The following is a 24656-nucleotide window of genomic DNA, read 5'->3' on the forward strand; positions in this document are numbered from 1 at the left end:
TCCAAGTGATTGTTTTAAATGGAAATTTATTTTTTTCAGCGATTTTTCTGAAGAATTGGAACGATAGCCGGGCAACTGGATTTACAGTAATATCGTGGCAGCTTGCTGCCAATGAAGCTGAAACAGGCTTCAGGAAAAGCCGTTCCTGTGTCCGTTAATACTTATTGGCGCATGTCGGTTTCAGGCAACATCGTTTTGGTGTGGCAGCCGGCAGAATCACGGACAGGTGGTGAAAACGGAGAAGCGGTCCGGATGTTTTCGGGAGTGGGGCAAATCAGGTTTTCGCGTTTCCGGGGAAAACTCGGAGACGATTCGTTTACGGGCAATTTGCCAGGAGCATGGTTTCTGTACACGGAATGTGCGGGACCTTCATGGAAAACACTGGCCGGTGTGCCGGAAATGAAGGTGTCGCGTGGAATGATTCGGGACGGGAATGAAAAACTTCCATGTGATGCGCGATTCATGGCGAACCGGCGATATCAGGAAAAAACCTTTTCGTATGCCGGGCAACAATCCGGCAGCAGCCATTTCGGGAAAATGGAAGTACTGTTTACCGTCCGGAAAAAATCCACGGTGAAAGGCCCGGCCTGAATCAGGCATGCCAGAGTGGCAAGGACCTGATTCAGGGAGGCGATCAGGACAGACGGATACCGGTATCGACGACAAGGCTTGCCTGCCGGGCGGGAAATTCCGGGAATGCGCCGGTATCGTATGCCTTGTTCTGCGCGTAAGGGAGCGGACTGAAGGACGCTTTTTTCTGCGGACCGGACACAATGCCCAGGACGAGACCGATGAACAGAAGCCAGAATGATACGGTCGCTGCGGCCCCGATGCAAAGGGCTGACATGTAAGAATCGATTTTCTGGAATTTGGTTGGTGTAGCCATGATGATCCCCCTGATTTTCAAAAAAGGCTCTCCTGCATTTTCAGAAAACTGGCACCTCACCAGATTGAATGTCGTGTGACCTTTTTCACCGGAGAGTCTTCGTGAAAAAGGTCACGGTTTCATTTTTAAACATGTACAGACTGGCTTCAATAAAGTTTTTTATGCATATTTATTCGATTTTTTTCGGACAAAATTATAGAACGACCTGTGTTTTTATTGAAAATTGCTTAACTGTATGATTTTTAAAAGTAATTTTATAGAATAATTATTCTGTTTTTATTGATGAATATATAAAATCAGTTTGTAAAAAATTGATGGAAACGGATTCGGATCAAGCCGGAAAAACACGCGGTCCCGTTGCCTGGACGATCGGGCCAACCGGATGGGACGGCAGGAGATGGAAACCGGTTTGGGCGAATCCATGCGTGGGGTTTTCATCTGTGTGGCAAACCGGAAATAGCGTGGGCAGGGGGCACGATTGCCGTGTGGACGGATTCTTCCGGCGGGTGGTTTCATCCGGTATCCCCGAGTGCGGATACGGATGGAAAAGTCCATTGCCGTTTCCGTTTATGGCGGGTTTTCACGGGACAGGTTGCCGGAAACCGGACAGAACGGAGCCGCATATTTCTTCAGAATCGATACCGTTTTTTGGGAGCGGGATATCTCAACGGTACCGGTTCAACAGCGGCAATCATGGTTGATGGCCGTTTCGATACAGCATATCCTTTCAAAAGTTTTGCGGGCCGGTCTTTCATTCATATATGCCGGAAAGAAGCGGGCCGGACGAAAAATATTCCGCATGCAGGGAAGAAAGGCACCGGCGTGCGGTTTGCCCGTCTTGCCGGATATCCTGTGTTCTCCCTCCCGTTTCGCCGTCATGAGTGATCGCGAGCCCTGTTCTGGCCGGTAATGGCATTCTGTCTGGCCGTTTTTTGACCATACCCGAAAGGAAAAACATGAAACGGATCGATCCGGAAAACTGGAACGGAAAAGTCATGTTCGAGCGGTTCGCCGACATGGATATGCCGTTTTTCTCCATGACGACGCAACTGGACGCAAGCGGCCTGCTGGAGCGCTCGAAAGCCGAAAACCGGTCGTTTTTCAGCCTGTCCCTTTTCGCCGTTTCCCGGGCGATGAACAGCGTGGAAGCCATGCGATACCGCCTGCTGGAAGACGGGCAGATCGTCCTGTATGACACCATCGACCCGGTTTACGTCGCCATGCGCGACGACGGTACCATTACCGTCGTGCGAGTACCGTTCCGGCCGGATATCGACACGTTCGAGGCTGTGCGCCGGGAGGCGGAAAACATGGTTCTGTCATTGCCGAACGCCACTTTCGATCATGGCGGCGGCCGCAATGTCTTTTTCCTGTCGGTTGTTCCCTGGTTCTCCTTTACCGGCATGAGCCACCCGGTCATGCTGGGAAAACGGTACGATTCCATCGTGCGCGTCACTCTCGGCAAATATCGCCGTGAAGGCGGGCGGATATACATGCCGCTGGACGTGCACTGCCATCACGGTTTTGTGGACGGTTACCGGCTGGCGGAAGTTTTCCGGGCGATCGGGGCATTCGGGCAGGGCGGCGGGAACGCCGGTTCATGACCGGATTGAACGGTTCGCCTGTCTCTGGCAAGACAGGAGAACGACAGATTCGCTGCTGTCAACGCCTGCCGGCAATGGCACGGGAGAGAAAAAGAAAAACGGAATACCGGATATGGCCGCCATCGCAAAAAGCCCGAAGGATCAGCCAATCCGGATCCGACGCCGGGCGAAACAGGCCGGAAAATGCTGTTTACGGTTTTTCGGGCGACGAGACCCATCCACGCCTGATCCGGAAAGACCGCTCGCGCCACCGCCGGGCTTCCTCCTGGTCCCGCGCCTGAAAACACAGGCCGCCGGAATAAATCTGTCCCAGCCTGTCCATGGCCAAAAGCTCCCCGTTATCCGCCGCCTTTTTATACCAGTACAGGGCCCGGGAACAATCCTTCTCCAGACCACGTCCCGTCTCATACGCCTCACCCAGCAGATACTGGGCACGCGGATGATCCTTCTCCGCCGCCATGATGTAATACTGCATGGCGCGGTTTATATCTCTTTTGAGACCGGAACCCTGATAGTACATGTGCGCGATATTGGTCATGGCATCCGTGTCTCCATGAGCCGCCGCACGGCGGTACCAGTACAGGGCCTTCTGCATATCGCGTGGCACACCGATTCCTTCACTGTACAGATAGCCGATATTCAGCTCGGCCGAAGAATCGTTCTGTTCGGCCGCCTTTTCGTACCAGAACATGGCCCGGGCGTAATCCCTTTCGACTCCCCGTCCTTTTTCATACTGGCACGCCAGATTGTACTGGGAAACGGCATATCCGTTCATCGCGGCTTTCATGTACCATTCGACCGCTTTTCTTTCGTCTTTTTCAACCCCGTAACCATTGTTGTACATGATGCCCAGTGTATTCCAGGCTTTGGGATTTTGCCGGTTTTCCGGCTGCATGAAACAGGCATGGGCTTTTTCGTACTGTTTTGCCCTGTAATAACTTCTCCCTTCTTCATAGGAACAGGCCCACAAAGGGCAAGCCAGTATCAGAAGAAACAGGCCGTATCCTGTATTCAACACATGCCGTTTCATGTTTTTTTGCCGCATAATTCAAATCCGAAATTTCAAAATGAAAAACATTTCATCAACACTTTCCGGGAATATAGCCGATCCTGAAAGTCAATTTTCACCGCTGGCTTCTTTATCAGTCGGTTTTTGTTTTTTCTTCCGCTTGAGGACATGATCCATCTGTTCCTTCTGAACGCCATGAACCATCCCCTGCAAAACCATGCGCCACAGGCGTTGCGCCACCTCTTTGGGACGGGTGACTTGACGAACGGGGATTCTTGTGGGAACCAGAAGGAATGGACGTGAGATACGAAAGTCGGGAGGGAAGTCTTCCGTCGGGGATTGTGCGGTCTTCACAACGATTGAAGCGGACACGTCTTTTTCAGGCTGCCCGAACTTTTTGTTCACGGTATCATGAGTCGTCAAGGCAGGCCATTTATGGCTTGGCCGTGATCGGTTCGAAAGAGAAGATTCCGTCCGGGATCTTCCTGTACCGGACAGACAGGATATGCAATCGGAATAGTTGGGGAATGCAAATGAAAATGGAACAGGCAGATGCGCTTCTTGAAGAATGGTACGACTGGACGCGGCAATGGCGGCCGCGTCTCGGAATGCCCTCGGTGGCACCTTATTGCCGCGAGTGGCGAACGGGGGATGATTATGACGATGAAGACCGGCTCGAGTCCGCTTTCAATCGGGCGACGATGGAAGCGGTCGATTGTTGCGTGAACAGTCTGCCGCCGGATGTCAGCCGGGCTATCGGACTGGAGATGCGGAGGCGGCGTGGCATGGCACGCGAATGGAGCAGGGGGTGTCCGGGAATCAGTTACAGGAAAGCTGTCATGGCGTTGTTGCCCAGGCTCTCGGAACGGTGTCTGCTTTGAAGGCGGGAAGGTGACGGGAGCTCCGGGCTGGGGATTTATGGAAACGGATGGCAACGTCCGTTTTTTCATGTCGGGAAAGACGACAGGGCTGACAGAAGAAAAAATATCATTAAAATAATGACTGTGGTGGTTCCGCTCGCCCGGAGATTTCCCGAACTGGCCGGATGTATCCGGTTTTGCGGATAACGGTGCGGTTGTGCCCGGATAAAAAAAGCCCTGCTTTTGCGGGGCTTTTTTTATGGCCGTCTCACACCGGATGGCACAGGACGGAATGCCGTATTCCCGTGGCGGGCGTGCACCGGCATGTTTTTCGTCTGATTGAATGACAGCCCTGCTTTCGGCGGGGCTTTTTTGCACGAAGGTGACTGATGTCCGACCGGAAATATCCGAAACAGGAGAGAAACGAAAAAGAAGCTGTATTCGACTGGATCTGGAAAAGCGTCGATGTGTTTTATGAGAGCGACCGGTTGAAACGTTATCGCCGGAGTGCCGGAAAGAAAGAACGTGACGGATTTTTCGGGCCGGTCAAACCGAATGGATGGAAACGATGAATATACAAAAGGAATTTGAAAACAGGGTCAAGATGTGCTGTGAGGAACGGGTGTACGCCAATGCCGCGCCGTCCGGTGCACAGACACCGTATCTGACGTATTTCCGGCAGTCGGCGGCTCCCGCGACACTGGATATGGATGGCAGTTCCGTATTGACCCGGACCCTGTTGCAGGTCGATTCCTGCGGCAGTACCTATGACGAAGCCGTAACGCTGGCCGGCAGTGTCAGGCAAGCCATCGAAGGCTGGGAACGCGAGTATGGCGTCCAGCTGGAGAAGGATGTGTTTGAGGTCGAGACCGGTCTGCATCACGTGGTGATGGAAATTTCCGTCTGGCATCCGTAGCCGTCGGAAATTCCGACAATCTGTTTTTTATTGCCGCCTTCGGGCGGTTTTTTTATTTCAGGAGACAATTGATATGGCAAGTACCGCAATTTCCGCACAAGGTTCCAGTATCGCGATCAATACCGCCGAATCCGGTGAAGCGACCTGGACAAAAATCAAAAACGTGATTTCGTTTACCGGCTTCGATGGAGCGGCTTCCGAAATCGACGTGACCGATCTGGACAGTACGGCGAAAGAGTACCGTCTCGGTTTGCAGGATCACGGCAAGTTTTCTTTCGAAATGCATATCGACCGGACCGATGCCGGCCAGCTGGCGCTTGAGGCGGCCCGCAAATCCGGCAAAGTCGTCCAGCTGAAACTGACGCTGCCCGATAGCGAGGCGGCCACGTTTAACGTACTGGTCAAGTCCACTCCGATTTCAGGCGGGATCGATGCCGTTCTGAAGGGGTCCGTCGAAACCCGCATTACAGGAGACGTCGAATGGGCGTAACGCTTTTGGGCAAAGAGGCCATTCTCGGTGCGAAAGACGCCCATCAGGAAATCGTGCATGTCGAGGAATGGGGCGGTTCCGTCTGCATTCGCGCCATGAGCGGTGCCGAACGCGACGATTTCAGGGCGGCGATTGAAGGAACCGATACATCGCTTGTCGGCAAATTCGAGGCACCCCTGCTGGCATTGACACTGGTCGATGAAACAGGCAAACGCCTTTTTACTATCGACGATGTGGAAGCGCTTCGCGCCAAATCCGCCAGGGTGCTGGACAGACTGACCCGGATCGCCCTGCGTGTGAACGGCATGTCTGACGAAGCGCAGGAGGAAGCCACAAAAAACTGAAGGCGCGACCGGAACTCATGATGTGGTTCCGGCTCGCGCTGGCGCTGGGCATGCCGGTGGCACGTGCCCGGCAGGAAATCGACAGCCATGAATTCTGCTACTGGATGGCCTATTACAGGCTGGAACCGTGGGGCGAGAGAGTGGCGGATATGCGGCATGGCATTGCTGTGGCGACACTGGCGAACATCAACAGGAACACCGAGGCGAGACCGCAAGCGTATATGCCGGCGGATTTCATCCCCTGGCTGGAAGGAAACCGAAATGCTTCCACCGGAACGGAACCGGTCCTCCTTGATGAACCCGGTGCGCAGTCGCAGCTGATCAAGGCGGCTGTTTTCGGCTGCCGGCAGCCGTAGCGGTTATCCCTTCCTTTGGGAAGGGATAACTTCGGTCCGATTTATAACAGATTGATCAAACGCGCCACAAGGCGGGTTTGGGAGGGAATGCAAATGGTGGTAACTGACCAGTATATGCAGAAGATGGAAAAGGAGTTGACAGAAGTCAGGCAAAGAGTCGTCAGGATCGAGACGGCCATGCAAAAATTTCTGAGCCAATCCACCGACATGGCGAAAAACGCTCGGATGGAAAAAGAAAAGGGAGAAAAGGATGAGAAAAACAACGGTTCTCTGGTGACCGCTCTCGGAAGACTGCGGGAAGAAGGTGACAGAATCGGCGAACAGTTGGGAAAAGCGGCCGATCATGCCATCTCGAAAATAGGGGATGCTTTTGCCGGTTTCCTGAAAAATGGCAAGCTGGACTTTTCCGATGTCGTCAGGACATTGAAAACCGATCTCGGGAGCATGGCGACGACTCAAATCAGATCGCTTCTGGCGACGGGACTGACGAAATGGCTGGGATTTGAGGCGTCCGGAACCGGTTCAGCCGCGCGGGCTGAAAGCGGAACGGAAAAAAACGGCCGGACGGAACAGGTGGCAAAAGAGGTATCGGGAAACTTTTTCGATGCACTGACACAGGATATCCGGAAGTTTTTTGAAAACGGCAAAACGGTTTTCGGCGATCTGATCGAATATCTCGGCAACATTCCGGGTGTCGGTGGAGTCGTCAAGGGGATCGGAAACGTCGCTTCGGAAGCGGGAGGGCTGTTTTCCGGGCTGGGAAAAAGCATCGGGCAGTTTTTCGGTGCCGGTGGCACATCTTCCGGAGAAAACGGTATGCAGGCGGCCGGATCGGCCGGCAGCGATGCGGCAAAAGGCATGCAGCAGGTGGCGGAAGAGGGCAAACAGAGTGCCGGCGACATGGCGAAGGCCATGCAGGACGCCATGCTGCGTACGCAAAATGTCCTGATCCGGTTCGTCGAGACCGGAAAACTTTCATTCAAGGATCTGACCCGTTCCATTCTGGCCGATATCGCACAGATCATGCTGAAAATGACGGTGAGCAAACTGTTCGGCTCGATTTTCGGCGGGGCGTCGGTATCTGCCGCCGGCGGTTATGACGTTCCGGCAGGGGAAAATCCGGTGACGCAGCTTCACGAAAAGGAAATGGTGCTCCCGGCGCAGTATGCCGACGTCATTCGCGGTCTGGCCGGCAATGGCGGTACCGCAGGATCGGGAGGCATCCATATCCATACCAGCATTTCGGTATCCGGCAACGGAAACATCAACCAGCAAAAGGATGGCGGCAGTTCGTCGCAACGCCAGCTGGCCGACATGATCAACAACCAGACAAAAGCCATCATTGCCCGTGAAATGCGGCAGGGGGGCCTGATCTGGAACATGAGAACGGGGGTGGCATGAGTGTGAGAGAAACATTTGACTGGGCGCCACAGACCGGCATGAACGGTACCGTGAAGTACCGTGTGCTGAGTGCACAATTCGGTGACGGTTACCAGCAGGTGGCCGCCGACGGCATCCATAACCGAATCGAGTCCTGGCCCGTTTCCTTTACCGGGACGACGGACGAAATCCGGCCTATCAAGGCATTTCTGGACCGCCATGCCGGTTACCGGTCGTTTTACTGGACGCCCCCGATGGGTGAGAAGGGGATGTACCGCTCTTTCGATATCACGATCACGCCGGTCGAAGGCGATATCGTGACCTTGTCAACCGTATTCGAACAGGCATTCTGATCATGATTACCCAGGATATACAGGGGCTTGAACCCGGAGAAAAAATCGAACTTTTCGAACTGGACGCCACCGGTATCGGCGGCGATTTCTTCCGTTTCCACGGTTACCCGACCGGCGAAATCTGGTGGCAGGGAAAAGAATATTCCGCCTGGCCGATCCGTGCCGAAGGTTTCGCCAGAACGGGCGAGGCACAACAGCCGGCCCCCATGCTTTCGCTGGGCAACGTGGACGGTTCCATCTCGGCGCTTTGTGTCTATTTCGACGACCTTGTCGGCGCGAAACTGTACCGTCATACCACACTGGGCAAGTATCTGGACGCAAGAAACTTTCCCGACGGCAATCCGACAGCCAATCCTGATGAAGCTTTTCCCAGCGAGCTCTGGTATATCGAACAGAAAAAGGCGGAAAGCAATGATGCCGTCCAGTTCGAGCTGTCATCCGCGCTGGACTTCAACGGGGTACAGCTGCCGAGACGCCAGATTGTGGCGAATGTCTGCTGGTGGCTGTCGTGCGGCGGCTATCGCGGACCGTATTGCGGCTATACGGGCGAAGCCTGTTTCGACAGGAACGACAATCCGGTCACCGATCCCGCACTGGACCGGTGCGGCGGACGCCTGTCGTCCTGCAAATGCCGGTTCGGCGAACACAATCCGCTGCCGTTCGGGAGTTTCCCGGCCGCCGACCTGATCAGGACATGACATGACTCCACAGACTATCGAAGCGATCCGCGCGCATGCTGTCCGGGAATTCCCGCGTGAAGCCTGCGGGCTCCTGGTTGTCGTGCGCGGCCGGGAACAGTACATTGCCTGCCGCAATCTGGCGGGCAATGCCGGACATTTCATCCTGTCGTCGGAAGATTATGCCGAAGCCGAAAACCGGGGTGAAATCATCGCGGTCGTCCATTCCCATCCGAACGGGCCGGCCACACCGAGCGAAGCGGACAGAACGGCCTGCGAGGCAAGCGGCCTCATCTGGCATATCGTGCCGGTGTCCTGCGCCAGCGGACAGCCCGGGGCGGGAGAGATCGTCACTCTGGCACCCTGCGGTTACGAGGCGCCGCTGGTGGGACGGGAATTTTCCCACGGTGTCAACGACTGTTACCAGCTTGTCCGCGACTGGTACCGGCGCGAGCGGGGGATCGAACTGAAGAACTTCATGCGTATCGACGGCTGGTGGGAGCGGGGTGAAAACCTGTACCTGAAGCATTATGCCGAGGCCGGTTTTTATCTCGTGGACGGAGAACCCGAAGAGGGCGACATGATCGTCATGCAGATCCGGTCGACACAACCCAACCATGCTGCCGTCTATCTGGGCGACGGGCTGATTCTGCACCATCTCTACGGCAGGCTCTCCAGCCGGGATGTATATGGCGGGTACTGGAAAGACGTGACCCGGATGATCATGCGGCATCGGGACATGCATTGCAAGGCGGACAACAGGGGGCGACCGGAAAGACGGCCTGATGCGCCGGCCCTTTTCACAGAAACGGAAAAGGAGGGGTATCCGGTTGCCGCTGGGGAAAACGGCCTGCCGGATGGCAGGCTTTTTTGACAGGTGAACGATGACATCACTACGAACAGTCAGACTGTACGGGAAGCTCGGCGCCCGTTTCGGACGCATCCACCGGCTGGCGGTCGCCAGTGCGGCGGAAGCCGTTCGCGCACTGTGCGCCCTGAGACCGGGATTCGAGCGCGAATTGATGACGAGCCGGGAGAAGGGAGTCGGTTATGCCGTCTTTCTGGGAAAAAAGAATCTCAGGGTGGAACAGCTCGGCGAGAAAACCGACGGGCGGGATATCCGGATCGCGCCCGTGGTGACGGGAGCGGGATTCGGAAAAATCTTTTCCGTCGTTCTCGGCGTGACCCTGATCGCGGTGGCCAGCATCATCACCGGCGGGGCCTCCGTGGGCGCGATGATGGCGTTCGAGACGGGGCTGATGGCCGGTGCGCTCTCCAACGTCGGCTTCATGCTGATGATGAGCGGCGTGACGCAAATGCTTTCTCCGCAGCCGAAGGGTCTGTCCACCGGAAACGGTGTATCGAATGAACCGTCCTATGCCTTCAACGGCGTCGTCAATACGACGGCACAGGGAGGCCCGGTACCGCTGGGATACGGGCGGATGATCGTCGGTTCCGCCGTGATATCGGCCGGAATATACAGTGCCGACAGACCGTAGGGCAACGGATGGCCGGGTGGCCGGAAATGAACAACCATGCCCGCTGCGGCGGGCTTTTTTTGACAGGTGAATGATGACACCACTGAAAACAGTACGTTTATACGGAAAACTGGGAACCCGGTTCGGACGGATTCACCGCCTTGCCGTAGCCAGCGCTGCCGAGGCAGTGAGAGCGCTGTGCGCGATCCGGCCCGGTTTTGAACGCGAACTGATGAGCAGTCGTGACAGGGGAATCCATTATGCCGTGTTTCTGGGAAAAAGGAATATCGCCGAAGAAGAAATGCTGCATCCCGCAGGCCGGGACGATATCCGGATCGCGCCGGTTCTCCAGGGATCGGGACGGGGCGGTCTGTTCCAGACCATACTGGGCGCGGCCATGATGGTGTTCGCCATGTGGGCGGCCGGGGGATTCACCAGCCTTGCCGGCCTGTCTTCGACACTGGCGAGCGAAGGATGGGTCGGCGTGACCGCCATGATGGGCATGTCGATGATGATCGGTGGGGTCATGCAGCTGCTTTCCCCCCAGATCAAGGAACTTTCGGCGAAAGACAGCGCCGGAAACGGGGCATCCTATCATTTCAACGGCGTCGTCAACACGACGGCGCAGGGCAATCCGGTACCGCTCGGTTACGGACGCATGATAGTCGGTTCGGCAGTCGTTTCTGCCGGCATTTACGCAATGGATCGGAAATGAATATTATCGGATACAAAAAAGGAGGCGGCAGCAGCCATACTCCCGTCGAACAGACGGACAATCTTCACAGTACCGCCTATGCGCGTGTGCTGGATCTGATTTCGGAAGGCGAAATCGTCGGGCCGGCCAATGGCCTGCAATCCATTTATCTGGACGAGACGCCACTGGCCAATCCCGACGGTTCGCTCAATTTCAGCGGCGTATCCGTCGATTTCAGGCCAGGAACGCAGGATCAGGAGCATATTGCCGGTTTTCCGAGTGTGGAAAACGAAATCGGGGTTGGCATCGAGCTGACCTCGAAACAGCCCTGGATACGTGCGTTCAGCAACCTGCAACTGTCGGCCGTGCGTGTCAGGCTTTCGGCCGACGGACTGTCGAAAGCCAACACATCCAACGGCGACATCAACGGCTATCGTGTCGAGTATGCCATCGACCTGTCCACCGACAACGGCGATTACATGACGGTACTGCAAACGGCGTTCGACGGGAAAACGACCAGCAAATACGAACGCACGCACCGGATTGATCTGCCCAGAGCGACGTCCGGCTGGTCGCTCCGTGTCAGGCGGCTTACGGCCAACGCCAACAGTTCCACCACGTCGGACAGGACATCCATCGTTTCCTTTACGGAAGTGATCGATGCCAAACTGCGTTATCCGATGAGTGCGATTGTCGGTATCCAGGTCGATGCCGCCCAGTTCCAGAGCATCCCGGTACGGGGATACGACATGCTGCTGAAAATCGTGAAGGTTCCCAGCAATTACGATCCCGACAAACGCACCTACGACGGCGATTGGGACGGTACCTTCAAACCGGCCTGGACCAACAATCCGGCCTGGGTGTTCTACGATCTGGTATTGAACGACCGTTACGGACTGGGCCATCTCGTATCGGAGGAACAGATCGACAAATGGTCGCTGTACCGCATCGCGCAGTATGCCGACCAGATGGTGCCTGACGGAAAAGGCGGCTTCGAACCGCGCTTTACCTGCAACGTCTATATCCAGTCGCGGAAAGAAGCCTATGCCGTCCTTCAGGACATGGCATCCATTTTCCGCGGAATCGCCTACTGGGCGGGCGGCAACATCACCGCATCGGCGGACATGCCGGTCGATCCGGTCTATACCTACACGGCGGCCAACGTGATCGACGGCAAATTCACGCGTATCGGCAGCAGCCGCAAAACCCGCTATACCGTCGCGCTGGTCAGCTGGAACGATCCGGCCGATTTTTACCGGGCCAAGGTGGAATACGTCTCGGACGACGAGGGCATCAGCCGTTATGGTGTGCAACAGCTCGAAATCACGGCATTCGGCTGCACATCGCAGGGTGAGGCGCAGCGACGGGGACACTGGGCGCTGATGACTTCCCGTCTGGAAACAGAAACCATCTCGTTTTCCGTCGGGCTGGATGGCGCCATCGCCTTGCCGGGACAGATCGTGCGCATCGCCGATCCGCACCGTATGGGCCGCCGCAACGCCGGGCGCATCAGGTCGGCGAGCGGCAAGGTCGTGGTGCTGGACAAGGCGCCGACCGTCTCCTCCGGCGACAAACTGACTGTCATTTTGCCGACCGGCGAAACCGAAACGCAGCTGATCGCCCGTGTCGTGGACGACAGCGTCACCGTCAATTCGGACTGGAGCACGATGCCGGTGGAAAATGCCGTCTGGTCGGTGGACAGCGCCGATCTGGTCGCGCCGACCTACCGTATTGTTTCCGTTACCGAAAAAGACGGCATGACCTATGAGATTACGGCCGTACAGCATGAACCGGGCAAATTCGACTACATCGACAAGGCCGTGAAAATCGAATCGAGACCGGAAAGCGTCAGGGAACTGAAACCGGTTCCCGTGACGAATATCGACGTCAATGAATCGTTGTACGTCGTCGGTATCCGGTCTTTCGGGATCCGTGCCACCGTATCGTGGACGAGCGATGCCCACCGTTTCGAATGCGCCTACCGCAAGGAAAACGGTACGTGGACGACCCTGAACACACGCGATCCGTCGATCGATATCTATGGACTGGACGAAGCGGTATACGAATTTTCCGTCATCGCCATTTCGTCCACCGGCATGCGTTCCGAAGCGGCGGTACTGATACATGAGATCGTGGGGCTGAAACGGGCACCGGCCAACGTACCCTGGTTCGTCATCGAAGGCAATACCCTGAGCTGGGGGGAAGTGTCCGATCTGGACGTGGACGGTTACCTGATCCGTTTCCATTACGGACACAACCGGAACTGGGACGATGCCAGCCCGCTGCATACCGGTGTACTGACCCAGTGCCCGTTCACTCCGGAAAAACTGCCGCAGGGACCGATTACCCTGATGATCAAGGCCGTCGATACCAGCGGGAACGAATCGGCGAAACCGGCTGTCATCGAAACCCGGTTCGGCGACGTGCTGGTCGGCAACGTCATCGAAACCATCGATTTTCAGGAGCAGGGCTATCCGGGTGTCGTGACGGGGGCGGAACGTTCGGATGGTATGCTGAAAGTCATGAACCGCACGGATTTCTTCAGCGACGACAATACCTCGGCTTTTTTCAGCGACGACGACAATAGCGGTTTTTTCAACGAAATCTACGACGGCATGTCGTATGAAACGACTGTCGTGACACCGAATGAAGCCGTGGTCGGCAGTACCATGACCTTCGATGTGGCGATGACCGGCGACATGATGAAAATCTCGTACCGGGGATATGGCGGGACGAAAATGTATGGCGAAGACAACGAACCGGTCTACGGTGACGACGACGCGCTCTTTTATCCGTCACCGGGCGAGTACACTCCCTGGCCGGGGCAGGTCACGACACAATACATGCCGTACCAGTTCCGGCTGGATATCGGTGGCGGTGCCACCCGGCCGACCGTCGATACCTGCCGTGTCGTCATCGACGTGCCCGATATCATGGAACCGATGAACGACATCGAAATCGCCGCGACCGGCACCCGCCTGCCGATCCGTGAAACCTATCACGTGATCGAAAACGTACAGGTCACCTTGCAGGATGACGGCGGTCAGGCCATCAGCGTGAAAGTCATGGACAAGGATCCGAAACGGGGCCCCCTGATCGCCTGTCTGGATGCCGAAGGCAACTGGGTCAAAGGTATTGTGGATGCCACCCCGCAAGGGTACTAGCGTGAACCTTGCCGGCAGGTACGGCTTGTTGCCGCAAACCGGCTGTGATGTACAGGTGGGACAGGCCGTTTTACGGGCCGGTACAGGCCGGTGACGGCTCTCCGGTATACAGGTGACTAACGGACGGCAAGGTGTTACGGAAGGAAGATTTCACGGGGAAACGGCACGGAAAACGGATTGCCCGGATTGTGCAGTCCGTTTGTTCTGCTGTCGTTGTCCCGTCTGTTACAGAGATCTGTGGAGGAAAAAACGGAACAGGCGACGGAAAAAACACAGGAAAAAGGCCGAAACGGGTTTTCCGGCAAAAGTTTGTTGGCTGACAGGGGAAACAGACGATAAAATCGTATCCGCCGGACAAATTCTGAAAGGGAAACGGACAAGAGGGCCGGAAAACGTATTGTCACGAATGCGGTTTTCCGGAGGCGTTCCTGTCCGGAATCACCCGACGGGCCAGCCGGCTTTTAATGGATTGAAGGCAGGGAATGATTGCGACCAGATAGCTTCCCTGCCTTCTCTCTCATTAAGACAGAAATGAAAACGGCAGCCCGACAGAAGACCGGGTGCCGGAACGGAATCGTCCGGAAGAAAAAATCGTTCAGAAGACCTCACGGAAAAAACCGGCGAGGTCTTTTTTCTTGCCTGTATCGGGAGGGTACCTTGCGCGAATACCCGTCCGGTACGACAGGGCACCAGTATGCCGGAAACCGTCCGTCCGGCGGGCTCGCCGTGCGATCGTCCCCTTGCCGGCCGGAAAAAGACACGTAAATAGCGGAACAGGCCCGGCCGGTACAAAAGGAAGACACATGCCCGGACACAAAGCGGTACCGGCATCCGGATGGCGTACTCCGGTACCTGCCGAACCGTCACCGGACAAAACCCGCCCGCCAGAAGGAAAGAACGGCATAAAAAACTTTCCATATGGAAACGGATGTCGTTTCACCTCAATCACAAGCCCGCCTTGCGGGCTTTTTTCATTGTTGACTGATTAGTTGTCGGAAAACCGTTTCCTGCCCGTTTGGCGGGACCTGAAAACGTTTTTCCGTTGAAGAGGAGATAGCCATGACCGGATATGAATTGCCGGAAGAACCCGAGGCGCTGCGTGCGGTTCTGTCCGAGAAACTGCAAAGCGGCGCCAAACGCATGAATGCGCACGATGTGCACATTTCCATACTGAAAGACGAGGTGATCGCCCTGAAGGAAGCGAACAAAATGCAGGATGAACGACTGGCCCGGATCGAAAAAAACACCGCGACACTGGTCGAAATCTTCCGGGCGGGGGACGGCACCCTGAAAACCGCCCGATGGTTCGGGAAGCTGCTGATCTGGATCGGCAGTCTTTCATCCGCACTCTATGCCCTCTGGTATGCCATCGTCAACTGGCCGCACAGGGGAGGCTGACATGGACGACAAAAAAATCCGGCTGGCCGTGGGAGCGCTGGCCGTATCGGCGGCGACGCTGGTCGGCATCGCCACCCACGAAGGCTACCGAAGCGAAGCCTACAAGGATACGGTCGGCATACCGACCCTCGGCTTTGGCGAAACCGCCGGTGTAAAAATGGGCGACAAGACCACACCGGAACGGGCACTTGTCCAATTACTTGAGAGCACCGAAAAACATGCCGACGCCATCCGGCAATGCATACACGTTCCGCTCTACCAGCACGAATTCGACGCCTACATCAGTCTGGCCTACAACATCGGGACAGGGGCGTTCTGCCGATCCACACTGGTGAAAAAACTCAACGCCAAAGATTACGCCGGAGCTTGCGAAGAAATAAAACGCTTCAACCGTGCCGGTGGGAAAGTATTGCCTGGCCTGACAAGGCGCAGACAAAAAGAATACCGGTTATGCAAAGGAGAAACGACATGAATGAAAAAAACGTGAAGAAATCTCTGGCGGACATTCCACAGGAAAAACGCCAGCGTTGCGAAGTCTGGACACGCGTGATGGGATACCATCGTCCTGTGGACAGTTTCAATCCCGGCAAACAGGCGGAATTTGCCGAACGCAAACCGTTTGCGGAGCCCAAATGAAAAGAACCATCATGATGACGGCCATCGCCCTGATGACCGGCGTTTTGGCCGGGTACTGGTTTTGCCATGCCCGGTGGGAAGCGGATACGGAAAGGATGAACGCGTCACGGGCCAGGGAAGAAAGCGAAAGGCTGAAAAAAGTCCTTGAAGACAACCGGAACCTGCAGGAAATCGTCAGGGGCCTGCAGGCCAGAATGAAAAAGGAAAACGACCATGCCAAACGAGAATATGATGCTTTGCTTGCTCGTCTCCATCGCGGTACTGCAAGGATGTCAGTCCCCGTCCGTAAGGATGGCGGACTGTCCTGCACTGGACGTGCCGCCGATGACGCTGGACAAACGCGAGCCGAACTTGACCCGGAGACTGCTGAACGAATTCTGGCTGTCGGACGCGACGGAGACGAGGCCATCCGGGAACTGAACCAGTGCATCGACCAGTACCGGGCCGTTGAAAAGGCATGCAAACAAACGGCCTGAATCGTCCCTGACGGCCGAAAGAAATCCCGTCCGGGATAACGGGCAGACAGACGGCGCCGGATGCCGGTTGTTTGAGAAAACGACAGACCCTCTTCACAGGAAGTGCGGTCTTTTTTTATGTAAAAAACCGTCCGTCTGCCTGTTTGTGCAACAAGTCGGACCACACCGCAAAACGATACAGAAAAATCGGCCATGACAAGAAACGGGAAAAACCATGTTCGGAAACAATCCATTGAGTACATCATACAGCCTGCCAGTAAAGTGGAACCTGATGGCAAACGGCAGCGACAGATCGCACAGGACGGTCGGGAATAGTAGACAGACCGTTTTCTGAAAAGCCTGTCGGAAATGCCGGAACTCATGGCAGGAAGTGATGGGACAAGCATGTCCGTTACCACAACTCTTTTTTTCTGAAATTACTCTGTTTCCTCGAAAATTTCACATTTTTTTGAGTATTCATTCGGTTCAGTTTTCTGTTTTTGTCTGAAACAAAGGGAAACAATAAAATTACAGGGTAATCCGGTAAATACTTGTGATTTTAAAAACGACCAGTAACCAATGCAGTTGGAGATACAGTCGATTATTTGTTATTGTCATTTTTACGGTATTTGCCGGTGCTGGTCAGTCCACTTTGGATGGAAGTGCTGCATTAAACAATTCCGTAATGATGGTGTAATACATGCCACCATTCGGAGATGTAGATAGTCTCTAATGAGGAATGTTGTTACAATTACAAATTTTCCTAAAAAGAGACTGATCTGAAAATGAGAAGATATTGGCTTCCTGTTATTCTTGGTTCTATGGTGAGCTTGACTGGCTGTTCTACGATTACTCAAAGTGATACGCAAACAATTGCGGTAACGGCCAGTTATGATGGAAAACCTGTTGAAGCGGATTGTAGTTTGACAAATGATAAGGGAACTTACACAGCCAGGACGCCTGCCAATGTCATGGTACACAAATCAGGTGAAGATTTGAGTGTGACATGCAAAAAGGATGGATTGCCTGATGGTTTGTTGGTTGCAATCTCGAGAGCGGCAGGTTCCATGTGGGGAAATATTATCTTTGGCGGCGGAGTCGGAGCAATTATCGATCATAGCAGAGGTAGTGGATATGATTATCCTTACCAGCTAGCCGTAAAAATGGGAGAATCAACCGTAATCGACAAAAGAACTGAATCAGGGCAACAAGCGAACGCACATCAGCAAGAATCGGATGCAATATATAATTAAAAAAGAAAGTCCTCAATTTGAGGACTTTTTTTTGGGGGTGGTTGCAGATCGGATATTCATTTCTTCGCTTTTATCTTATCCATTTGCGCAAGTAAATTCTTGAAACGTTTAATCAGGAAGAGGGGGAAGGTGTTTATAAACTCACAGTTCTTCCTGTACGATCAGTCAGTTCGCAGTACAAGGTTTCTGGATTTTGCCAATAGCTCATGTTTTTGAACTGGTGTAATGGACGGCCGCATGGTCGGGACATGGATGTATGCGCCGGATCTACGGATGATTGGTGAAATTTTTCTACAACCTATGCATCAAACCTTTCCGTTTCCGGGCTACTCCACACTGAAAAAACATGAAATTCTCTTGCCGTTTCCGAATGCTGCAAACATGTCTGAACCGGTTTTCGAAACGTCAAGTATGCAACAGATTAACCAGTAAAATTGCTGTTACCGGAAGCTATTTTGCCAACCGGTAGTCCGGTTCAGAAAAAAGCGGTATGGATGCGACTGGACAAGGTGGAAAACGGGCATCGAGATCTTTCCCTGAATATCTTCAGAATCCTTCGCCCTCTGTTTGGTTGGCAAGCGGGCAGGCAAGGTTCGCAAAAAGATTCCGTCTGATTCGTCATCCGGCCTGCCGAAACAGATGTCGCCTGTCTGTCGATGAGTGCTCATCTGGATGGAAAGGCGGAAAAAATCATGAAGATATATCCCTTTGTCAAAGCGGGCCGGACAGTTTGAACAGGCCGGTGACTTTTCTTTTATAATGCCCCGGTATCGTTTGACAAAAAGGCTTTTCCGCAGAAACGGTACCTGCGATATTGCCGGAAAACGGAATATGCCCGATGGAGAAAGCAGGCTGCCGGACGGAACAGGCCCGGCAGGAGCATGGAATCCACGGGTTTGCCTGAAGAAGATCGTTTTCCGGAAGGGTTTTCGCTTCATCGGACAGGTGAAATGGCCGCAGGCGGGAGCCGGAACATCCGGCGGCATGGTGGTCTGGACAAAGGACAGGTTCGAGAACGCAGGAAGATTTTTTCCATGATGCCGGTTCCGTGCCGCTTGTACACGGGAGCCTTTTTCGTGAGGCGGTGTTTCATGCCGAAACGGGCCGTCCATCCGTTACAAGACGGAAAAAAGCTTGCATGTGAAAGGCAGGGGAGTGCGTATGGCTGTGCAGCGAGACCGCAATGCCGGAAAAAAAGCGCCCGGACATATCCTGATCCGGGGAGCGCGAGTGCATAATCTGAAAAATATCGACGTGGATGTTCCGTTGAACCGGATCGTCGCCATTGCCGGGGTATCCGGTTCGGGCAAGTCCTCGCTGGCACTGGGTGTTTTGTATGCCGAAGGTTCGAGGCGTTATCTGGACGCACTGTCCACCTATACCAGAAGACGGATGACACAGGCTGCCAGACCGCAGGTGGATGAGGTTCTGTATGTTCCTGCCGCCCTTGCCCTGCACCAGCGTCCGGGTGTTCCCGGCATCCGCAGTACCTTCGGGACGGGAACGGAACTGCTGGGCAGTCTTCGCCTGATGTTTTCACGGCTGGCGAGCCACCGGTGCCCCAATGGACATTATCTGGAACCCACGCTGGCCGTTGCGGCGGGGCAGGAACTTGTCTGCCCGAAATGCAGTGCCCGGTTTTATGCCCCTTCCGCCGAAGAGCTGGCTTTCAACAGCCAGGGCGCCTGCCGTGCCTGCAATGGAACGGGAACGATACGGACAGTCGATCGGTCGACTCTTGTGCCGGATGAATCCCTTTCCATCGATGAGGGAGCGGTCGCGCCCTGGAATTCCCTGATGTGGTCGCTGATGACGGATGTCTGCCGCGCGATGGGCGTACGCACGGATATTCCGTTTCGCGAACTCACTGAAAAGGAAAAAGACATCGTCTATAACGGGCCGGCGGAAAAAAGGCGCATCCTGTACAAGGCCAAAAGTTCCAATCAGGCCGGAGAACTCGACTTCACCTATTTCAACGCGGTTTATACCGTTGAAAACGCCCTGGCGAAAGTCAGGGACGAGAAGGGCATGAAACGGGTGGAAAAATTCCTGAAAGAAGACATTTGCCCCGACTGTCACGGAACCCGTCTTTCCGATGCGGCAAGAGCGCCGGAACTGGGTGGCGTTTCGCTGGATGAAGCCTGCAAGATGACGCTTGCCCGTCTGACGGAATGGGTGGCGGGTGTGCCCGGCCTGTTGCCGGAAGAGATGGTTCCGATGGCGGAAAGCATCGTCGATTCGTTTACCGAAACGGCAAGGCGGCTGCTGGATCTGGGGTTGGGCTATCTGACGCTGGACAGGGCTTCCCAGACGCTTTCCACCGGCGAACGGCAGCGGATGCAGCTGGCCCGTGCCGTCCGCAACCGCACCACGGGCGTCCTGTATGTGATGGATGAACCGTCTATCGGGCTGCATCCGGCCAACATCGTCGGGCTGACCGGCGTGATGCGTGATCTGATCGCCGACGGAAATTCCGTGATACTGGTCGATCACGACACGCAAATTCTCTCGGAGGCGGACTGGCTCATCGAAATGGGGCCGGATGCCGGCGCCGGGGGCGGCCATGTCATTGCGCAGGGAAGTATTGCCGATATCGCAGGAAACCGCCATTCCCGGATCGGGCCGTTTCTTTCCGGTGCCGCCGGAGTCCGTACGGAAAGGGAAAACGCCTCTGGAAACGTGTTTTCCGCCGGGCGTATCCGGCTTTCTACGGCACCGATCCATACCGTCAAACCGGTACAGGCCGATATCCCGAAAGGGAAACTGACTGTCGTGACCGGCGTTTCCGGTTCAGGCAAGACGACCCTCGTTCTGGAAAGCCTCGTTCCGGCACTTTCCGCCCTGATCGATGGAAAAAAACTGCCACCGCATATCCTGTCGGTGGAGGCGGACGGAATCGGACAGGTGAAACTGATCGACGCGACCCCCATCGGCATCAATATCCGTTCCACGGTCGCTACCTATGCGAACGTACACGACGAACTGAGAAAAGTGTTCGCCAGAACACCGGAAGCCAGAGAGCGGGGTTATAAGGCCGGGGACTTTTCCTACAATACCGGAAAACTGCGTTGCCCGGTCTGTGACGGAACGGGAGCCATCAGTCTCGATGTCCAGTTCCTGCCTGACGTGGACATTCCCTGTCCCCAGTGCCGGGGATCGCGATACGCGAAAGATGCCGGACAAGTGAAATACCGGAACCGGGCAGGCCGGGCGTATTCGCTGCCGGAACTGATGAAAATGGATATCCATACGGCCCTGAAAGCCTGTCGCGATCTGAAAGCCGTGAGCCAGCGACTGGACGTGCTGCAAAAACTCGGTCTGGGTTATCTGACGCTGGGAGAAGAAACACCGGGGCTTTCCGGCGGTGAGGCGCAGCGCCTGAAACTGGCCAGTGAAATGGGAAAAGCCCAGTCCGGTTCCGTCTTCGTATTCGACGAGCCCACCATCGGCCTGCATCCCCTGGATGTCCAGACACTGCTGGATGTATTTTCGACTCTTATCACAAACGGCGCGACCGTAATCGTGATCGAACATGATCTGGATGTGATACAAAATGCCGACTACATCATCGACATGGGGCCGGGAGGCGGTTCGGACGGCGGAAAAATCGTCGCAGCCGGAACGCCTGAAGCGGTTTCGGCCAATCCGGAAAGCGTGACCGGAAAATACCTCTCGGTCCGACTGGAAAAACAGATGGGGCCGAAAGCGGATGGAGGGACTGTCCGTCCTGCACGAGGAACCGGGAGCGACGAAAATGTCGCCAACAGGTGACAGACGGGCCGATACAATCCGTCCGCTTTGAACACTTCGCAATTTCAGGTTACCATCGTCATTTCCCGAGCGGATTTGACCACTGAAAAAACGGATATTGCGAATACATCCGAACCCGTACCGTCCGGCGAACGGCACTTTCCGGAAAAAACCGTTCCGAACCGCCGGGAGTTGGCGGGTGGCTTGCCTTGCTGATCGTCATCCTGATTCTGGTGCGGCCGGTTCTGGAGGCAATATTCCAGTCCGCCGTTTTCAACCGGCAATGGCAGGAAAATCCTTCCATCTTGCATGACATCATCTGGAATCGGCACCGGCAGATCGTCTGGATCGTCTGTTTCATCATGTCGGCTCTGAGTGTTTCGGCCGGAGTGGTCTTCTGGAAAATCCGCCGGTCCGCCGCCGTCAGGTATGCCACTGCCGTCCCGTGGATTACCTCGCCCGGTTATTATGCCGTCATCATGTTCGCGTGGCTGCTTTTCAGCCATCCGGTACTGGCCATCGCTTTCGTCGTGCAGAGTAGGGAAAACCTGCTTATCTCCTTTATCGCGCCATTGTTCTGGACAACCTGTCTCCATGACTCGAAACGTGTCAGCGACACCTGCTGGTACCATGAATTCTGATCCCGCAGGAAAGAAGCGGGAGGGCCGTGTACCTTTGGCAAACCGGACAGGTACACGACACCACCGGTATTCGTTCACGAAGCACCCGGGCATCACATGCAAATTGCCGGACTCGTCCGGAAGCGGACGAAAAGACCTGATACCGGCCCGGTTTGCATGATGCCGGATGCTGTCCGAAGTCCACAGGATCTTTCCCGTTCCCGGCATCACCAGTCCCGTGTGTCGGGAATTTCACCGGCGCTATCCACGTCAGACTGTCGGACAGACCGGAAAGCCGCTTCAGGTACCGGTTGCCGGTCTGCCGGATTGGACAGGGGGGAGCGTGGCGGGTACCGGACAGCGGGCATGTCTTGCCGTTCTTCGCTTGTCCGGATTGCCGGTCGGCAAAAAACGGAAATCCTGTGGCGACGGCCAGTGATGGCGTTTATCCGGAAACCATGCGCAATCCCCGGTTTTCCTGGCGTATCCCGGCCGTTTTTCCGGAGGAATACGGTATCATTGACAGACCCGCCCTGAAAAACGGCGGACGCAAAAACGAAAAACGGATTCATGCCGCCGGCATCCGGATATCTCCGCGATACCGGCTGTATTGCCGGAGCAGTGCAGACCTGCTCTGGTAACGGACCCTGATGATGAGAGAACAGGACAGTCCCCCATTGCCGGAACCGGAAAAGGAAACGCCCCTTGCCGGACGAGGAAACGATCCCGGGCGGAAAACGGATCAGGAGCCCTTGTGGTTCCTGTACCTGATCCTTCAGTTCATGTTCGGCAATCCCCTGCTGGATACCTGCTCTTTCATCATGCGGCTCGACATGTACGAAAAAGAAGGAATCGTCTGGATGTATCCGGACATTTTCCGTTTTTATACCGGTTACGGCTGGTTCGTCGTCATTTCCTGCTCACTGGCCAGCCTGTATACCGGTTATGTGCTCGGCGAGAGACGGAACCGCGAATCCCTCCGGCTCGCCAGATGGATGTTCTGGCTGAACGGCCCGTTTCAGGTTATCCTGTTACAGGGCGTCTATTGCCTGTTTTTCGTCAGCATATCGGGAAGCGCGATTTTCGGGTATGTCATGCTGCCGATGGCCTGGTCCCTGCTCTGGACGCTGGTATGGACAGCATGGCTGGGCAAATCCCGACGCGCCGGGGAAATTTTCCGGTATAGTGAATAGCGAGCGTACAAGTGACTGACGGAACAGGCAGGGTCTGCCGGCCTGTCCGCCGATTTCATGGAGAAAAACCCATATGGAAAACAACGAACCGATTCAGGAAAACAGGAACGGCGATCCGTTTCCCGATGCCCCCAGGGGAGTAGGGGGCTGGCTGGCCTGGCTGATCATCGCTCTGACGATATTGAATCCGCTGTTCTCCATCTTCCTGCTCGCTTCCGAATTCGGCACGGCAGAGCATGTGAACCCCGCCTTGCTGCAAATGCCTCCTTACGTCCAGTACAAATGGTTCAGTTGGGGACTTATCCTGGTCTGTTGCGTCGTCAGTATCGGTGCCGGCTACCGGCTCTGGAAAACCCACGTCTGGAAATCGGTCAGGGAAGCCATCTTCTCTCTCTGGATCATCGGGCCATTGTCAACAGTCGTCCTTGTCGCCTATCTCTATGTGAATTTCGGATCGCTCATTGAAAAATCGATGATGGATATCCTCGGCAGCCTGTTCCGTTCAATTTTCTTCGCCGGACTCTGGACAGCCTACCTGCTTCGTTCGAAAAGAGTCCGGAACACCTATGCCAGGGATGAAACACCCCGGTCATTTTCCGGATTTTAAGCCGGAGTCCGCGGGATAGTAGGTGTTTTTGACACGGGAGGAGCGAAGCAGATAACCGGTCCATATCGCACACTGGATAGCCGAAGCGGCTATCAGGACATAAAACGGCTTGATTGTCTGGGCGAAATCGAGGTGGAAAATGGCCGAAGCCGCCGCCGCATGAATGAGCGGGACGATCGGTCCGACCAGCCAGATCACACCGATAGCCAGCTGGACCGTCATCGGCCTTTTGATGCGCCAGAGCGCATAACCGGCAGCCAGACAGAAAAAGCACATAATGGCAAAAATGACCCAGACGACCATCCGGTATTGCACCCAGGCCTGATTCGCTTCCAGCGCCGGCAATGCCCGTGCGGAAACAATGAAATCGTAATAAAGGTTCCTGAAACCCATTACGGGCGTATAGACCGCCAGCATCACAATCAGCAGCAGCAACCAGCCGCCGACCCCTTTCGGTGCAGATACAGAAGACCGGATTTTGCGATTCACGCGATATTCTCCTCAAGCCGGAAATTCCGGCCGGTTTGTCAGAA

31 protein-coding genes are annotated in these 24656 nt (G+C 55.2%); 27 read left to right on the top strand and 4 right to left on the bottom strand.

What is annotated here, in order from left to right; translation table 11 throughout:
• Positions 1-147 precede the first annotated feature (147 nt).
• Complete coding sequence (locus NB647_RS05685) at positions 148-591, top strand: hypothetical protein (protein ID WP_269282313.1); 444 nt, start codon at positions 148-150, stop codon at positions 589-591.
• A 43-nt stretch (positions 592-634) separates the two neighbouring features.
• Here NB647_RS05685 and NB647_RS05690 read toward each other — a convergent pair whose 3' ends face one another.
• On the bottom strand, positions 635-886 hold the full coding sequence (locus NB647_RS05690) for a hypothetical protein (protein WP_269282315.1): 252 nt from the start codon (positions 884-886) through the stop codon (positions 635-637).
• A 541-nt stretch (positions 887-1427) separates the two neighbouring features.
• On the opposite strand from NB647_RS05690, the gene NB647_RS05695 reads away from it, so the two are divergent.
• Together NB647_RS05695 and NB647_RS05700 are read left to right on the top strand one after the other, a co-directional pair.
• A complete protein-coding gene (locus NB647_RS05695; protein WP_269282317.1) occupies positions 1428-1796 on the top strand; it encodes a hypothetical protein in 369 nt (122 codons plus the stop codon).
• A gap of 46 nt (positions 1797-1842) precedes the next feature.
• On the top strand, positions 1843-2490 hold the full coding sequence (locus tag NB647_RS05700; protein ID WP_269282318.1) for a CatA-like O-acetyltransferase: 648 nt from the start codon (positions 1843-1845) through the stop codon (positions 2488-2490).
• A 190-nt stretch (positions 2491-2680) separates the two neighbouring features.
• On the opposite strand, the gene NB647_RS05705 is transcribed toward NB647_RS05700, so the two are convergent.
• Both NB647_RS05705 and NB647_RS05710 read right to left on the bottom strand, forming a co-directional pair.
• Positions 2681-3520, bottom strand: coding sequence for a tetratricopeptide repeat protein (locus tag NB647_RS05705; RefSeq protein ID WP_269282320.1), 840 nt, complete (start codon positions 3518-3520; stop codon positions 2681-2683).
• An 87-nt stretch (positions 3521-3607) separates the two neighbouring features.
• The gene (locus NB647_RS05710) at positions 3608-3904 is read right to left on the bottom strand and encodes a hypothetical protein (RefSeq protein WP_269282322.1); all 297 of its coding nucleotides are present in this window, start codon (positions 3902-3904) and stop codon (positions 3608-3610) included.
• Positions 3905-4032: 128 nt separating this feature from the next.
• Here NB647_RS05710 and NB647_RS05715 point away from each other — a divergent pair, with 128 nt between their 5' ends.
• The 24 genes from NB647_RS05715 (at position 4033) to NB647_RS05830 (ending at position 24123) form a co-directional block, all read left to right on the top strand.
• A complete protein-coding gene (locus NB647_RS05715; protein ID WP_269282323.1) occupies positions 4033-4380 on the top strand; it encodes a hypothetical protein in 348 nt (115 codons plus the stop codon).
• A 368-nt stretch (positions 4381-4748) separates the two neighbouring features.
• Positions 4749-4931, top strand: a complete 183-nt coding sequence (locus NB647_RS05720) for a hypothetical protein (protein ID WP_269282324.1) — start codon at positions 4749-4751, stop codon at positions 4929-4931.
• Positions 4928-5275, top strand: a complete 348-nt coding sequence (gp17, locus tag NB647_RS05725) for a tail completion protein gp17 (protein ID WP_269282326.1) — start codon at positions 4928-4930, stop codon at positions 5273-5275. The genes NB647_RS05720 and gp17 overlap by 4 nt, the downstream gene beginning before the upstream one ends.
• Before the next feature lie 73 nt (positions 5276-5348).
• Positions 5349-5765: a phage tail tube protein gene (locus NB647_RS05730; RefSeq protein WP_269282327.1), complete on the top strand. Its 417-nt coding sequence runs from the start codon at positions 5349-5351 to the stop codon at positions 5763-5765.
• Positions 5756-6109, top strand: a complete 354-nt coding sequence (locus NB647_RS05735; RefSeq protein ID WP_269265690.1) for a hypothetical protein — start codon at positions 5756-5758, stop codon at positions 6107-6109. Before NB647_RS05730 ends, NB647_RS05735 begins: the two co-directional genes overlap by 10 nt.
• Positions 6110-6126: 17 nt before the next feature.
• Entirely contained in the window at positions 6127-6465 is a 339-nt protein-coding gene (locus NB647_RS05740) for a phage tail assembly protein T (RefSeq protein WP_269282328.1), read from the top strand.
• A 93-nt stretch (positions 6466-6558) separates the two neighbouring features.
• On the top strand, positions 6559-7866 hold the full coding sequence (locus tag NB647_RS05745; RefSeq protein WP_269282330.1) for a phage tail tape measure C-terminal domain-containing protein: 1308 nt from the start codon (positions 6559-6561) through the stop codon (positions 7864-7866).
• A complete protein-coding gene (locus NB647_RS05750) occupies positions 7863-8198 on the top strand; it encodes a phage tail protein (RefSeq protein WP_269265694.1) in 336 nt (111 codons plus the stop codon). Before NB647_RS05745 ends, NB647_RS05750 begins: the two co-directional genes overlap by 4 nt.
• 2 nt (positions 8199-8200) lie before the next feature.
• On the top strand, positions 8201-8896 hold the full coding sequence (locus NB647_RS05755) for a phage minor tail protein L (RefSeq protein WP_269265695.1): 696 nt from the start codon (positions 8201-8203) through the stop codon (positions 8894-8896).
• A 1-nt stretch (position 8897) separates the two neighbouring features.
• Positions 8898-9749, top strand: a complete 852-nt coding sequence (locus tag NB647_RS05760) for a C40 family peptidase (protein ID WP_332880328.1) — start codon at positions 8898-8900, stop codon at positions 9747-9749.
• Between the two features lie 10 nt (positions 9750-9759).
• Positions 9760-10374 (top strand): tail assembly protein, encoded by a 615-nt coding sequence (locus NB647_RS05765; RefSeq protein WP_269282332.1) that lies wholly within the window; start codon positions 9760-9762, stop codon positions 10372-10374.
• Between the two features lie 73 nt (positions 10375-10447).
• Positions 10448-11068 carry a tail assembly protein gene (locus tag NB647_RS05770; RefSeq protein WP_416143457.1) on the top strand — a complete coding sequence of 207 codons (621 nt, stop codon included), beginning with the start codon at positions 10448-10450 and terminating at the stop codon, positions 11066-11068.
• Positions 11065-14211, top strand: coding sequence for a TipJ family phage tail tip protein (locus tag NB647_RS05775; RefSeq protein WP_269282336.1), 3147 nt, complete (start codon positions 11065-11067; stop codon positions 14209-14211). The genes NB647_RS05770 and NB647_RS05775 overlap by 4 nt, the downstream gene beginning before the upstream one ends.
• Before the next feature lie 1059 nt (positions 14212-15270).
• On the top strand, positions 15271-15609 hold the full coding sequence (locus NB647_RS05780; RefSeq protein ID WP_269265699.1) for a hypothetical protein: 339 nt from the start codon (positions 15271-15273) through the stop codon (positions 15607-15609).
• A 1-nt stretch (position 15610) separates the two neighbouring features.
• On the top strand, positions 15611-16081 hold the full coding sequence (locus tag NB647_RS05785) for a lysozyme (protein WP_269282338.1): 471 nt from the start codon (positions 15611-15613) through the stop codon (positions 16079-16081).
• The gene (gene nrdD, locus NB647_RS05790) at positions 16078-16245 is read left to right on the top strand and encodes an anaerobic ribonucleoside-triphosphate reductase (RefSeq protein ID WP_269265702.1); all 168 of its coding nucleotides are present in this window, start codon (positions 16078-16080) and stop codon (positions 16243-16245) included. The genes NB647_RS05785 and nrdD overlap by 4 nt, the downstream gene beginning before the upstream one ends.
• Complete coding sequence (locus tag NB647_RS05795; protein WP_269282339.1) at positions 16242-16721, top strand: lysis system spanin subunit; 480 nt, start codon at positions 16242-16244, stop codon at positions 16719-16721. Before nrdD ends, NB647_RS05795 begins: the two co-directional genes overlap by 4 nt.
• Positions 16722-17485: 764 nt before the next feature.
• Positions 17486-17953: a hypothetical protein gene (locus NB647_RS05800; protein ID WP_269265704.1), complete on the top strand. Its 468-nt coding sequence runs from the start codon at positions 17486-17488 to the stop codon at positions 17951-17953.
• Between the two features lie 1161 nt (positions 17954-19114).
• Positions 19115-21724, top strand: a complete 2610-nt coding sequence (locus NB647_RS05805; protein ID WP_269282341.1) for an excinuclease ABC subunit UvrA — start codon at positions 19115-19117, stop codon at positions 21722-21724.
• Positions 21725-21831: 107 nt separating this feature from the next.
• Positions 21832-22344, top strand: a complete 513-nt coding sequence (locus tag NB647_RS05810; protein WP_269284744.1) for a DUF2569 family protein — start codon at positions 21832-21834, stop codon at positions 22342-22344.
• A gap of 166 nt (positions 22345-22510) precedes the next feature.
• A complete protein-coding gene (locus NB647_RS05815; RefSeq protein WP_269282343.1) occupies positions 22511-22762 on the top strand; it encodes a hypothetical protein in 252 nt (83 codons plus the stop codon).
• Complete coding sequence (locus tag NB647_RS05820) at positions 22746-22964, top strand: hypothetical protein (protein ID WP_269282344.1); 219 nt, start codon at positions 22746-22748, stop codon at positions 22962-22964. The genes NB647_RS05815 and NB647_RS05820 overlap by 17 nt, the downstream gene beginning before the upstream one ends.
• A gap of 9 nt (positions 22965-22973) precedes the next feature.
• Positions 22974-23516: a hypothetical protein gene (locus tag NB647_RS05825; protein WP_269282346.1), complete on the top strand. Its 543-nt coding sequence runs from the start codon at positions 22974-22976 to the stop codon at positions 23514-23516.
• A gap of 73 nt (positions 23517-23589) precedes the next feature.
• A complete protein-coding gene (locus tag NB647_RS05830; protein ID WP_269265710.1) occupies positions 23590-24123 on the top strand; it encodes a DUF2569 family protein in 534 nt (177 codons plus the stop codon).
• On the opposite strand, the gene NB647_RS05835 is transcribed toward NB647_RS05830, so the two are convergent.
• A complete protein-coding gene (locus NB647_RS05835) occupies positions 24106-24612 on the bottom strand; it encodes a DUF2569 family protein (protein ID WP_269282348.1) in 507 nt (168 codons plus the stop codon). The two genes, NB647_RS05830 and NB647_RS05835, sit on opposite strands and share 18 nt — an antisense overlap.
• Between the last annotated feature and the right edge of the window lie 44 nt (positions 24613-24656).

The sequence above is a fragment of the Oxalobacter aliiformigenes genome, from assembly GCF_027116575.1.
In the GTDB taxonomy this organism is placed as follows: Bacteria; Pseudomonadota; Gammaproteobacteria; order Burkholderiales; family Burkholderiaceae_D; genus Oxalobacter; species Oxalobacter aliiformigenes.